The organism is Pseudomonas sp. Irchel s3f10 (genome assembly GCF_900187515.1).
Lineage (GTDB): Bacteria > Pseudomonadota > Gammaproteobacteria > Pseudomonadales > Pseudomonadaceae > Aquipseudomonas > Aquipseudomonas tensinigenes.
Genome location: NZ_FYDZ01000001.1, coordinates 990,568 through 1,003,227 on the forward strand (window position 1 = coordinate 990,568; position 12,660 = coordinate 1,003,227).

The window sequence follows — 12,660 nt, forward strand, 5'->3', positions numbered from 1 at the left end:
GAGTTGCGCCAGTCTGCGTCAAGCGCAGTCTGGCTCGCACCACTATTCGGATTCGTGGGTGATGTCCACGAGCGGGATCGGCTCAATGGCCCACGCGCGAATCTGACGACGTTCGGGGCTGGGTATTGCGCAGGCCTTGCGTCCGGTGAAGGTTCGCGCAAGACGCTCTTCATCGATGCGCCAGCCGCGCTGTTCCAGTGCCTGTACGTCTCGGCGAAAGGCAATCTGCAGCGCGTCGGATTTCAGCGAAACCTCCTGCTGAAAAGAGTCCGGCACACGTTCGGGCCTGACGTTTTTCAGCACGGCATGATCTTGTTCGAAGATACGGATATTGCTCGCAATGAACCTGCGATCGAGCAATCGGGAGCGCAGAAACGTTCTGCCCATCATCCACCAGGTGCGCGTGCGATTGGCGTCAATCGGGACATGCGCCGAGACGATGTAGATCCGCCAGCCATTCGGTAATTCAAGTTCCAGCGTTGTGCATGGGCCGGACAAATGGAAACCTGGAACGGTGACCACGCTGACAAACTCAGTGGAGGATTTACGCCGCAGCAGCCCTTTGCGTGCCGGCCTGCGCATGAGCATTCGGGCGCTGCCGCTCCATGCATCGCTTTCAACCTCGAACGATTCAATCTCGGGATGATCCGGATCGCCAAAGGTTGAACCATGGACAAACGGCGCGTGCGCGAAGTCCAGACCGTTTTCAATAATCCGGTCCCAACTGGCCTGCCAGTCAAAGTGGCCCGAGACCACGCGGATGGCGGGATCGTCGACCCAGTCGAGCGTGGGCAAGGGTGGACGTTCGGACTCAGGCAGATCACCTAAAAATGCCCAGATCCAACCGTATCGCTCCAGCGTCGGGTACGCATCGACGCGGGCCTTGGCGGGAATGCGCAGGTCGGGCTGCGCCGGTATCTGCGTGCAGACGCCATCAGCGCCAAACCGCCAGCCGTGATAGGGACACTGCACGTTGTTGCCGACCTTGCTGCCGGCGGACAGTGAGCCGCCGCGATGCACGCAAATATCCGACAGCACGTGAGCGACACCCGCGTCATCGCGGAACGCCACAAAAGGTTGTCCGAGCAATTGAACCGGCATCAGTCCATCAGTCAACTGCGACGATGGGAGAACGACATACCAGAGGTTTGTGAGCATGGGGGGCGTGTGATCCGTCAGTACAGTTAGCTCAGATCAGAGAAACCTGAAATTCAAATTAAACCAGCGCCTGCACATCGACAATCAGCCAAGCACTTTATAGATCTCTGCAACTACCTGAGTCGTTGCGGCTTCGATGGTTCCTTCGTTACGGCACAACACCCAGCCGTTATCGACAACCGCCTGCTCGAACATCTCGCTACACACGACGTGCTCTGCGTGCTTCTGAATCACCGTGCCGCCCAGTCCTCTTGATCGGGCCGTTGCCCGCGCCCATGAAATATCCGGTGCGGTAACAACGCCGACATGCAGATCCGGCACGCGCACGCCTCGCTCGATGTTCAACTGCAGAATCTCGGCAAACGGCACGCTATGGCGAAATGCGGCATCCGACGGATACCAGCGATCGATCAGGATGATGCTGTTCAATGGCTGTTTGGGCAGCACTTCTTGGGAAATCCAGCGACGGCTATCCGCAAGGCGCTGACACACCGCCCACTCCAGCTCCCGCGAGGGATGTCTGGCGAGTTGATTGACCAAGGCCATGGTTTCGCCGCGGTATGGATCACTTTTTCTCTCGCACAGCCGAATGACTTTGTGCTTGTCCGCCCGCAGTGCGGCGGTAACGGCCTCCAGCAATGTGGTTTTGCCGGTGCCCTTGGGCCCGTCCAGAGAAATAAACAGCGGCAGCTTCATGGTTCACGCAACGATTGAGACAGTGCTGAGCACTCTAACCTCATTTGCGCAAATCAATGAGCTGATCCCTGCCCTTTGCCTACACTTGCTTGCCAATGATGTTTACCCCTCTGCCAAAGGAGTCACCATGTCCAAGCTCTATCCGAGCATCGATCCCGAGGGATTGGTCGAGTATTCCGTGGTCTACACCGACCGCTCGCTGAACCACATGTCGCAGTCCTTTCAAGGCGTGATGAGGAACATTTCCACGACCCTGAAACAGGTCTACAACGCCGAAGCGGTGGCGGTGGTCCCGGGCAGCGGCACCTTCGGCATGGAAGCGGTGGCGCGGCAGTTCGCTACCGACCAGCAATGTCTGGTGATACGCAACGGCTGGTTCAGTTATCGCTGGAGCCAGATTCTGGAGATGGGCAACATCCCGGCGGCCACTACGGTGCTCAAAGCCCGGCCGATCGAGACGGGGCGCCAGGCAGCCTACGCCCCGCCGCCGTTGGACGAGGTGCTGGCCGCCATCGCGGCGCAGAAACCGGAAGTCGTCTTCGCGCCCCATGTTGAAACTTCATCCGGGATCCTCCTGCCCGACGACTATATGCGGGCGGTCGGTGACGCTGTGCATGCAGTGGGTGGTCTGTTTGTGCTGGACTGCATCGCCTCCGGCACCATTTGGGTGGATATGCACAAATGCGCCGTCGACCTGCTGATCAGCGCCCCCCAGAAAGGCTGGAGCGCCTCCCCTTGCTGCGCCCTGGTGATGTTCAGTGCTGCGGCGCTTGAGCGAATCGAACAGACGCAAAGCAGCAGCTTCGCCTGCGACCTGAAAAAGTGGCTGCAGATCATGCAGGCCTACGAACAGGGTGGACATGCCTATCACGCGACGATGCCAAGCGATTCCCTCGCGCGCTTTAACGAGGTCATGAAAGAGACGCAAGCTTACGGTTTCGACAAGGTTCGCGATGAACAACAGGCTTTGGGTGACCAGGTGCGCGCCCTGTTGACCGGCAAAGGCTTCAAAAGCGTCGCCGCAGTCGGCTTTCAGGCGCCTGGCGTGGTGGTGAGCTACACCGATGATGCCGACATCAAGAACGGCAAGAAATTTGCCCAGCACGGCCTGCAGATCGCTGCCGGCGTGCCGTTGCAATGCGATGAGCCGGCCGACTTCCAGACCTTCCGCCTCGGGTTGTTCGGGCTGGAGAAGCTGCAGAATATCGAGCGCACGGTCAGCCTGCTTGAGCAGGCACTAAATGAGGTGATGGTTGACTGATACCCAATGGTGCCCGCAGCAGATTCCGAACGTTTGAACTCGAGAAGGGCATCACGGCGAGCGCCCTTCTTTCATCGAGGCTCTTTTCAGTGGTCTGTCGGCTAGTTGGCACCGGGGCCAATCAGCGAGCTTTCAATCTGCACGCCGGGCATCATTTGCTGCAAACCTGCGATCAGCTTGTCCCCGGCTTCAGTCAAGGCTTCAAGCGGCATCGCTGGCAAACTCTCCAGAATGAACCACATGCACTTCGCATCGGCACCGAGGCGGGTTCTGACACCTTGCCGCCAATTCCAGCGGCGGCAGGTCACGCCTTTGTCATCACGCCAGACCACTTCGCCGGCATCCGGATACTCGACAGCAGGAACGCCCTCTTTCATCGTGTCAAACGGCTCGGTGCCATCGGCGACGACAAGACGCGGAGAGCCGGCATAGGCGTCTATGTTTTCCCCGCCCACCGGAATGGCGTACTCGATACTGATGGCGTTGTAGAGATCGACGATGGGATCGAGGCTCGGCAAGGTCCCGTCACGTAAAACCCTTTTACGCAACGCTTCGGCTGAACAAGGCGTGCGCTGTGGCTTGGCCCCGAACTTTCTGAAGGCGTCGGCCCAGGCGGCAAGGTGAGCTTCGCCCCAGCTTGGCCCACCCGCCTGCACAGCCTTGCACGCATGATCCAGAGCAGCCCGAGCAACTTCAGGACGGGTGAGTGGTGCAGCTTCCACCACAATGCTCAGGGCCCGGAACTCCGGCGCCAGTTCTGCAACGGCTGGATCAATCAACGGCAGTACGGACAGCATCAAAAACCTCCAGGATTCAAATGGTGTTTCATGCTATCTATCGATGACTGATTTAGTCAATATAATGACCGCCATGATCCGATTCACTGGGTGAGTCGATTGACGCCACGATCGTTAAGGGCCGAAAATTCCAGCACTTTTTTTCATGAACCTGATCAATGACCATGAATACCAGCTTGTCGACTACTCCGGGTGCTGATGCTCAAGCCGTCAGCCTGGCCGTCGCACGCACACTCAAACAAGCCCGCAAGGCACAGAAAATCACGCTGGACGAGCTTTCTCGGCGCTCAGGCGTGAGCAAAGGAATGGTCGTCGAAATAGAAAAATGCACCGCGAACCCCAGTATCGGCATTCTTTGCAAAATCGCCGCCGCGCTGGGCCTTTCGGTTGCCGACATCGTTAATGTGACCGAAGCACCCTCTGCCCATATCATCGAAAGCCAGGATATCCCCACGCTCTGGACCGGTGACCTTGGCGGGACCGCGCGACTTCTTGCAGGAACGTCCGGCCCCAACATGATCGAGTTATGGCGCTGGGAAATGCATCCAGGTGAATCGTTCGCTTCATCGGGGCACCCTCAAGGCACGCTTGAACTGTTCCATGTAGAGAAAGGCACGTTGAAATGCATGATCGGGGAAACAGAGCTGATCATTCCTGCCGGGAGTTCGGCAGTGGCGAAAACCGATGTGCCTCACTCCTATTCCAACGCGGGCAGATCCAGATTGGTGTTCACCATGTCCGTGACCGAGATACATCAGTAGATACCCGACATTCGGGCACAGGCTTCCCGACATAACCGTCAGTAGTTGAAGTCGTGCCCCAGTTCATTCTGCATCCACTCCAGAAATCGCCTGACCCGCGGAAAACCGGCGTGCGCTCTCGGGAACACCAGGTGGTGTGCGGTGATCGGGGCACTCAACCCTGGCGTCACTTCGACTAACGCGCCGCGCGCCAGATAATCCTGCGCAAGCAGCGTGCTTTCCAACGCAAACCCAAGACCGTGGCTGGCCGCCTCCAATGTCATGTAGGAGCGGTCAAAGCTGAGTGAATAAGGTTTTTCAGGGCGCGACAGGCCATGTTGAGCAAACAGCTGCGGCCACTTGATCAGCGTCGCTTCCGACAGGATCAGATTGCAGTCGAGCAGATCCGCGACTGTGCGGATCGGGCGCTGCTGCAGCAGTTTCGGTGACGCCAGAACCGCGATCTTTTCATTGCGCACCGTACGGACTTCGAAACTTGGCCAATTGGGCATGCCGTGACGGATGTCGACATCGATCTTGTCGCGACTGAAATGCAGTGATTCGTAAGAACACGACAGATTGAGCTGGATGTCGGGATGACTCTGGCGAAACTGTTCCAGCCGCGGCATCAGCCACAGCAGCCCGAAGCTGGGCGACGAGTGCAACCGCAGGCAATCGAGGCTGACATCGCTGGCGGCACGCTCTGTCGCCACCGCGAGGCTGTGCAGAATGCCGGACACTTCGGTCAGGTATTGCTCGCCCACCGGCGTCAATGTCACGCCCCTGGCTGTTCTGAGAAATAACTGCCGTCCGATCATTGCTTCCAGTTTGGCCAATTGGTGACTGACCGCCGACGGGGTCAAATCCAGCAACTCGGCGGCGCGGGCAACGTTGCCGAAGCGCGCGGTTTGCTCAAAGGCCTGAATGGCTTTCAGGGGTGGCAGGGTCGCAGGTGCATCGCCAGATGAACTCATGATGATTGTTTTTCCGCTGCAAGTGGCTTGGGCCGGGCTTATGGCTATTCAAGCATTGGCAGACAGCGCTGGCGAGTGCTGAATTTTTTTCAGCACCCAGTGAGGTTTGCGTTATTGCTCAGGGCCGGTCTGGAGGACAAGCTGAGTCATCGGTTCTTTGCGGACCGAACCCATAAAAACAATTAGAGGAACACCTCCATGCTTCTCCAAGGCAAAGTCGCAATCATCACCGGTGCCGCATCTGCCCGTGGCATCGGCCGCGCTACAGCGACGACGTTCGCACAACAAGGCGCTCGTGTCGTGATCCTTGATCTGGATGCATCCGCCGCGCGCGACGCTACTGCGTCGCTGGGCGAAGGTCACCTGGGACTGGCGGCTAACGTCGCGGACGAGGCGCAGGTTCAGCAAGCCGTCGCCACCATCATCGAGCACTTCGGGCGCATTGATATCCTCGTCAACAACGCCGGCATTACCCAGCCACTCAAGACCCTCGACATTCGTCCTTCGGACTATGACAAGGTGCTGGACGTCAGCCTGCGTGGCACCCTGCTCATGTCCCAAGCGGTGATTCCGCTTATGCGTCAGCAGGCCAGCGGCAGCATCGTCTGCATGTCGTCGGTGTCTGCGCAACGCGGTGGCGGCATTTTCGGAGGCCCGCATTACAGCGCGGCCAAGGCCGGTGTGCTGGGTCTGGGCAAAGCCATGGCACGGGAGCTGGGCCCCGACAACATTCGCGTCAACTCCATCGCGCCGGGCCTGATCCACACCGACATCACCGGCGGCCTGATGCAGGACGAGCGCCGTCACGCCATCATCGACGGCATTCCGCTGGGTCGCCTGGGTGAGGCGCAGGACGTCGCCAACGCTGCGCTGTTTCTCGCCAGCGACTTATCCTCTTATCTGACTGGCATCACCTTGGATGTGAACGGCGGCATGCTGATTCACTGAGTATTTCTGGGCGGGCCTGTGCGGCCCGTGCGGTTCTGGATCGATGATGCAGCCGGGCCTGATGGCCTGGCGGTCAATAAAAACAAGAGATCAGACCATCATGACTACCCTGTCGCTCGACGCGGTTTCGACCGTGCGCTCCTCTGCCTATCGCAAAACGGCCTGGCGCCTGATGCCTTTCTTGATGCTGTGCTATTTGTGCGCCTATCTGGATCGGGTCAACGTCGGCTTCGCCAAGCTGCAAATGATGAACGATCTGGCCCTCAGCGAAACGGTCTACGGGCTGGGCGCCGGCGTGTTCTTCATCGGCTATTTCCTCTGCGAAGTGCCGAGCAACATCATCCTGCACAAGGTCGGTGCGCGCGTGTGGATCGCACGGATCATGATCACCTGGGGCATCGTTTCGGCGCTGTTCGCCTTCGTCGAAACCGCGTGGCAATTCTATGCGTTGCGCTTTCTGCTGGGGATTGCCGAAGCCGGTCTGGCGCCGGGCCTTTTGCTCTACCTCACCTACTGGTTTCCGTCCTACCGTCGGGCACGCATGACGGTGTTGTGGTTCATCGCCATTCCGCTGTCAGGCATGGTCGGTGGCCCGCTGTCCGGCTGGATCATGAACCACTTTGCCGGCGTACACGGCTGGGCTGGCTGGCAGTGGATGTTCGTTCTGGAGGCGGTACCCACTGTGGTCGTCGGGCTGCTGGTACTGAGCTATCTGAAAGACGGCGTGCATCAGGCCACTTGGCTGAATGACGAAGAAAAAGCCCTGATCACTCGCGAACTGGCCGAAGACGACCAGCAAAAAGTCACCCACGCCTCGGTTGGCGAATTCATTCGCGATCGCCGTCTGTGGCTGCTGGCGGCCATCTACTTCTGCGTGGTCATGGGCCAGTACGCAATCACCTTCTGGCTGCCCACGCTGGTACGCAATGCAGGGGTTTCCGACCCGCTGCACATCGGTTTCATGACCAGCCTTCCCTACCTGTGCGCCATCGTCGCGATGTTGTTGGTGGGCCGCAGTGGTGACAAACATCGCGAGCGCCGCTGGCATCTCATCGTGCCGATGATTGCCGGTGCGATCGGCTTGAGCCTGGCGGCGATGATGGGCGGCAACTCAACGCTGTCGATCCTCAGTCTGTGCCTGGCCGCTTCCGGCATTTTGTCCGCAACGTCGCTGTTCTGGATGCTGCCCACCACGCTGCTCGGCGGGGTGTCTGCCGCCGCTGGCATCGCCGCAGTCAACAGCTTCGCCAATCTCGCCGGGTTCTGCTCGCCTTATCTGATCGGCTGGATCACCACCCTGACCGGCTCCAGCGCCATCGGCATGTACCTGATTACTGGCGTGCTGTTCCTCGGCGCCAGTCTGGTCCTGCGCATTCCCGCCGCCCTGGTCAATCGTTGAGTTAACGGAGTTTCATCATGACGACTAATCTTTCACACGCTGCATCCCTGAGCCTGACGGAGCGCGCGCACAACATTCGCCGCCATGCGTTGCGCATGGGCCAGGTCCAGGGTCAGGGCTACGTCGGCCAGGCCCTCGGCGCTGCCGATCTGCTGGCGGTGTCTTACTTTCATGCGATGAATCATCGTCCCGCTGACCCTGAATGGGAGCAGCGTGATCGCTTCTACCTCTCCATCGGTCACTACGCCATTGCGCTGTACGCAGCGCTGATCGAAGCCGAGATCATCCCGCTCGAAGAGCTGGAAACCTACGGCTCGGACGACAGTCGCCTGCCGATGTCGGGCATGGCCGCCTACACCCCGGGCATGGAAATCACCGGCGGCTCGCTGGGCCAGGGCTTGGGCATCGCGGTCGGCGCCTGCCTGGGACTCAAGCGCAAAAGTTCGCCCTCCTTCGTCTACAACCTGCTGTCCGATGGCGAGTTGAACGAAGGCTCGACCTGGGAAGCGGTCATGTCGGCTTCGCACTGGAAGCTCGACAACCTGATCGCCATCGTCGACGTCAACAACCAGCAAGCTGACGGTCACTCCAGTGAAATCCTCTCGTTCGAACCCATCGTCGATCGCTGGCAGGCGTTTGGCTGGTTCACCCAGCGCGTCGACGGCAATGATCTGGAGGCGCTGGTCAGCGCGTTCGATGCTGCGCGCAATCATTCTGGCAGCCAACCAAGAGTGATCATCTGCGACACCAAAATGGGCAAAGGCGTGCCCTTCCTGGAAACCCGCGAGAAAACCCACTTCATCCGTGTGGAAGAGCACGAATGGGACCTGGCGCTGCGCAATCTTGAAGAAGGAAAAAACCAATGAACAACGCCGTCAAAACACCCATGCCGACTGCCGAGCCGAGCAAGAAACGCCTGACCACGTCGGCGATGATCGCGTCCATCGCTTCGGAGGACCAAGCCACCAAAGCCGCGCCTTTCGGTCATGCGCTGGCGGCGCTGGCTGACCAGCGCCGGGACATCGTCGGCCTGTCCGCCGACCTGTCCAAATACACCGACCTGCACATCTTCGCCAAGGCCCACCCGGACCGGTTCTATCAAATGGGCATGGCCGAACAACTGCTGATGAGTGCAGCCGCGGGCATGGCCCGTGAAGGCTTCGTCCCCTTTGCCACGACCTATGCGGTGTTTGCTTCGCGGCGTGCCTATGACTTCATCTGCATGGCCATCGCCGAGGAAAACCTCAACGTCAAAATCGTCTGCGGCCTGCCCGGTCTCACCACCGGATACGGCCCCAGCCACCAGGCCACCGATGACCTGGCCATCTTCCGTGCCATGCCCAACCTGATGATTGTCGACCCCTGCGATGCGCTGGAAATCGAACAGGCCGTACCCGCGATCGCCGCGCATCAAGGGCCTGTGTACATGCGTTTGCTGCGCGGTAATGTACCGCTGGTGCTCGACGAGTACGGCTATCAGTTCGAGATCGGCAAAGCCAAAAACCTGCGCACCGGTAACGATGTGCTGATCATCTCCACCGGCCTGATGACCATGCGTGCACTGGAAGCCGCCAAGGAACTGCAAGCCGATGGCGTGGATGTCGCCGTACTGCACGTACCGACGATAAAGCCGCTGGATGAGCAAGCCATTCTTGCCGAAGCACGCAAATCAGGTCGTTTGGTGGTCACCGCAGAAAACAGCTCGATTATTGGTGGTCTCGGTGAGGCCGTCGCTGGTGTGCTGCTGCGTAACGGGGTCACGCCAGCGTTCAGGCAGATCGCCTTGCCGGACGCGTTTCTGGACGCGGGTGCTTTGCCGACACTGCATGATCGTTACGGCATTTCTACCCAGGCCGTCTGCGCGCAGATCAAGCTCTGGCTTGACCGCTGACCTGTCAGGGCGCTTATGGACAAGCGCCCTACAACTTGAGCACTACGCGCTACTTGTACGATGTCCTATCACAAGGTATTACTACGTCTCCCACAAAAAAAATAAAACCACGGAGATCGCTACATGGACTCATCCCTGTCCGCTCGACCTGAAAGCCCTGACCGAGCGCAAGGCAATACCCGCCGCAGCTTCCTGAAAAAGTCCTTGGCTGTTTCCGCTACGCTCGCCACCGTCGGCAGCACCGCACTGACGCGGATCGCCGAGGCCGCCGAACCCTTGAGTCAGCGCTATCCAGATCCGCTGATTCATATCCTCGACGACAGCTTCCTCGAACTACGTGTTTTCAACGCCAGTGTTGAAAAACTTGCCACCGGCATGCGCTGGGCCGAAGGACCGGTCTGGGTCGGTGATGGCCGCTATTTGCTGGTCAGCGACATCCCAAATAATCGCATCATGCGCTGGGATGAAATAACCGACACCTTCAGCGTGTACCGCGAACACTCGAACTTTTCCAACGGCATGTGCCGGGATCGCCAAGGACGTCTGATCGTCTGCGAAGGCTCCACCACCACCAGCGAAGGACGGTGCATCACGCGCACCGAAGCCAATGGCACGATCACCGTGCTGGCCGACAGCTTCGACGGCAAACCCTTCAACTCGCCCAACGACATCGTCTGCAAAAGTGACGGATCGATCTGGTTTACCGATCCGCCATTCCAGACCAGCAACAACTACGAGGGTCACAAAATCACCCCGAGCCAACCCCACGCCGTGTACCGCATCGACGGCGAGAGCAAAAAAGTCACTCGGGTCATCGATGATCTCAACGGTCCAAACGGCCTGTGCTTCTCGCCCGATGAAAAGACCCTTTACGTCGTCGAAGGACGCGCCAAGCCCAATCGCCTGATCTGGGCGATTGCCGTAAAAGACGACGGCACACTGGGCGAACGCCGCAAGCACATCGAAGGTCTGGACTATGCCGCGATCGACGGCATCAAATGCGACGAAGCCGGCAACCTGTGGTGCGGCTGGGGCGGCAATGGTGACCCCAAGGCCGACCTGGAAAAACTCGACGGCGTGCGCGTGTTCAATCCGCAGGGCAAGGCGATCGGGCACATTTCGTTGCCAGAGCGCTGCCCGAATTTGTGCTTCGGCGGGCGTGAAGGCAATCGGTTGTTCATGGCCAGTAGTCACTCGATCTATTCGCTGTTCGTGAATACTCGGGGGACTACGTTTGCGTTGTAAAAGCGAGGTTCGTCTCGCGATAGTTTCGTGAGTGTTGAAACGATAGTCTGCCGCGCATCCGAGGATGCGCGGTATTCAATCGCTGTTACTGTCTCCGCCTTGCCGGACCCTGTGAAACGCCCTAGCGTCAGACACCCCAAGATTGTGTTCGGAATTGAGAAAAGTCTTTCCCTGATCCTGTCGCCAACCTGCTTCTCATGCCTTACTTTGAAAGTTTGACGTGGTGCTGCCCAAGCCTTTCGACATTGCGATGATTGTGGCTGAGGTGAAGAAGCTGTTGGCCTCCTCATAGATACTCAACGACAAAGGCAATTTCGGCATTGGCATTGCCCGCTCGCATTTGCGCATTGGAAGGCTCGATGCGCACGAAGCGCGCTTGCAAGTCTACAGATGCATTCCCGCCTTCCGATGTAGGCGCTTTTGTTATGTAGTTCTGATTCAGCTTGAGTGGCTTCCCGTCTCTGAAGCGCATCTGCAATGCCAAACCTTTGGCAGTGGAGCTACTGTTCAGATTTACCATGCCAGTATTAGCGTCCCACGCAGGGCTGCCCGCAGTGGGCGAAAAGGAGTAGCGGAAGTTGTTTATTCCGGCAGGACAGTTTTTCATACTGAGAAAAAAGTATTGCTCCTTGGCATAGGCACCGTTCTTCGGGAAATCGCTCAAGTTATAGCTACCCATATCAACTTTTACATCGGGTGTTTCGCAAGACTGTGAGACCACCCGCGTGCCACTTGTATTCAATGCAAGAGGCTCGATTTCAGCAGCGACAAATTTCCCCAATTGGCCTGAGGGTATCGTCGCACTACCGGAAATCTCACCCGTCTTTACAAGCCGCAAGATGTGCTCAGTGCCATTCCACCCCCAACCGCCAGCGACGTCGGAGTCACCCGGAAAGCCTTTCCATACTTTGCCCGATGGCGGTCGAACCCATTGCCAGCCGATGCCGGTATTTCCAATGGGAAAAGTCTGCGCGCCCGCCTGGGTGGTGCCCACAGAATTGCGCACACCTTCATTGTGTACCGCAGAGCACCTGAACGAACTGGGAATGGCTCCCAGGGTCACGATTGGGCTTTCATAGATAACCGTGCCGGTCGGCGTGTCCCGCGGCACCGAGATCGTGGCCGGAAGGACAACTCGGAGGTTGCCCATGGAATTGTCGGGATAAAATTCGCATACCGCCGCCGTTGCGTTTGACGACAGCATGTACAAGAGCCCGACAATTGATATATGGCATAACTTCATAACACTCCCTCTGACTCTGCGCTGCATGCAAAAAACTGAATGATTGACGATGGTGCGAATATTTAACCGGCAGCAAAATCACCATAAACGGAGCGAAAAGATAATGAATAAATAACACTTGAGCAAAAGTTTTATTTATTCAACAACCAGACAATTCTCATAGACTTATAGCCACTAGCTAAATTCGGAATATCTATAAAAGGCCAAGTTGAACACCTTTACCAGCGCAAATAACCAACAACCAATTTAAGACTCGTCTTAAAGGCACAACGAAACTCTGCCATTACACTGACTTCTCTTGATAGGAG

General features: G+C 58.1%; 12 protein-coding genes. 7 read left to right on the forward strand and 5 right to left on the reverse strand.

The genetic code is table 11. The features are described from left to right. Positions 1-42: 42 nt before the first annotated feature. Both CKW17_RS04605 and CKW17_RS04610 read right to left on the reverse strand, forming a co-directional pair. Positions 43-1,158: an aromatic ring-hydroxylating dioxygenase subunit alpha gene (locus tag CKW17_RS04605; RefSeq protein ID WP_095118907.1), complete on the reverse strand. Its 1,116-nt coding sequence runs from the start codon at positions 1,156-1,158 to the stop codon at positions 43-45. Between the two features lie 84 nt (positions 1,159-1,242). Beyond that, entirely contained in the window at positions 1,243-1,854 is a 612-nt protein-coding gene (locus tag CKW17_RS04610) for a dTMP kinase (protein WP_095118908.1), read from the reverse strand. A 127-nt stretch (positions 1,855-1,981) separates the two neighbouring features. Here CKW17_RS04610 and CKW17_RS04615 point away from each other — a divergent pair, with 127 nt between their 5' ends. Continuing rightward, the gene (locus tag CKW17_RS04615) at positions 1,982-3,115 is read left to right on the forward strand and encodes an aminotransferase class V-fold PLP-dependent enzyme (RefSeq protein WP_095118909.1); all 1,134 of its coding nucleotides are present in this window, start codon (positions 1,982-1,984) and stop codon (positions 3,113-3,115) included. Between the two features lie 101 nt (positions 3,116-3,216). On the opposite strand, the gene CKW17_RS04620 is transcribed toward CKW17_RS04615, so the two are convergent. Further along, on the reverse strand, positions 3,217-3,912 hold the full coding sequence (locus CKW17_RS04620) for a B3/4 domain-containing protein (protein WP_095118910.1): 696 nt from the start codon (positions 3,910-3,912) through the stop codon (positions 3,217-3,219). Positions 3,913-4,070: 158 nt separating this feature from the next. On the opposite strand from CKW17_RS04620, the gene CKW17_RS04625 reads away from it, so the two are divergent. Then, entirely contained in the window at positions 4,071-4,673 is a 603-nt protein-coding gene (locus CKW17_RS04625) for an XRE family transcriptional regulator (RefSeq protein ID WP_095118911.1), read from the forward strand. A gap of 38 nt (positions 4,674-4,711) precedes the next feature. Here the strand turns inward: CKW17_RS04625 and CKW17_RS04630 are convergent, their stop codons facing one another. Continuing rightward, positions 4,712-5,626, reverse strand: a complete 915-nt coding sequence (locus CKW17_RS04630) for a LysR substrate-binding domain-containing protein (RefSeq protein WP_016984524.1) — start codon at positions 5,624-5,626, stop codon at positions 4,712-4,714. Between the two features lie 198 nt (positions 5,627-5,824). On the opposite strand from CKW17_RS04630, the gene CKW17_RS04635 reads away from it, so the two are divergent. The 5 genes from CKW17_RS04635 (at position 5,825) to CKW17_RS04655 (ending at position 11,109) form a co-directional block, all read left to right on the forward strand. After that, the gene (locus tag CKW17_RS04635; protein WP_095118912.1) at positions 5,825-6,574 is read left to right on the forward strand and encodes an SDR family NAD(P)-dependent oxidoreductase; all 750 of its coding nucleotides are present in this window, start codon (positions 5,825-5,827) and stop codon (positions 6,572-6,574) included. Positions 6,575-6,674: 100 nt separating this feature from the next. Beyond that, positions 6,675-7,973 carry an MFS transporter gene (locus CKW17_RS04640; RefSeq protein WP_095118913.1) on the forward strand — a complete coding sequence of 433 codons (1,299 nt, stop codon included), beginning with the start codon at positions 6,675-6,677 and terminating at the stop codon, positions 7,971-7,973. A 17-nt stretch (positions 7,974-7,990) separates the two neighbouring features. Next, positions 7,991-8,839, forward strand: a complete 849-nt coding sequence (locus CKW17_RS04645) for a transketolase (RefSeq protein WP_095118914.1) — start codon at positions 7,991-7,993, stop codon at positions 8,837-8,839. Continuing rightward, positions 8,836-9,864 (forward strand): transketolase family protein, encoded by a 1,029-nt coding sequence (locus CKW17_RS04650; protein WP_095118915.1) that lies wholly within the window; start codon positions 8,836-8,838, stop codon positions 9,862-9,864. Before CKW17_RS04645 ends, CKW17_RS04650 begins: the two co-directional genes overlap by 4 nt. 123 nt (positions 9,865-9,987) lie before the next feature. After that, positions 9,988-11,109: an SMP-30/gluconolactonase/LRE family protein gene (locus tag CKW17_RS04655; RefSeq protein WP_095118916.1), complete on the forward strand. Its 1,122-nt coding sequence runs from the start codon at positions 9,988-9,990 to the stop codon at positions 11,107-11,109. A gap of 286 nt (positions 11,110-11,395) precedes the next feature. Here CKW17_RS04655 and CKW17_RS04660 read toward each other — a convergent pair whose 3' ends face one another. Further along, on the reverse strand, positions 11,396-12,379 hold the full coding sequence (locus CKW17_RS04660) for a fimbrial protein (RefSeq protein WP_371850948.1): 984 nt from the start codon (positions 12,377-12,379) through the stop codon (positions 11,396-11,398). Positions 12,380-12,660 lie beyond the last annotated feature (281 nt).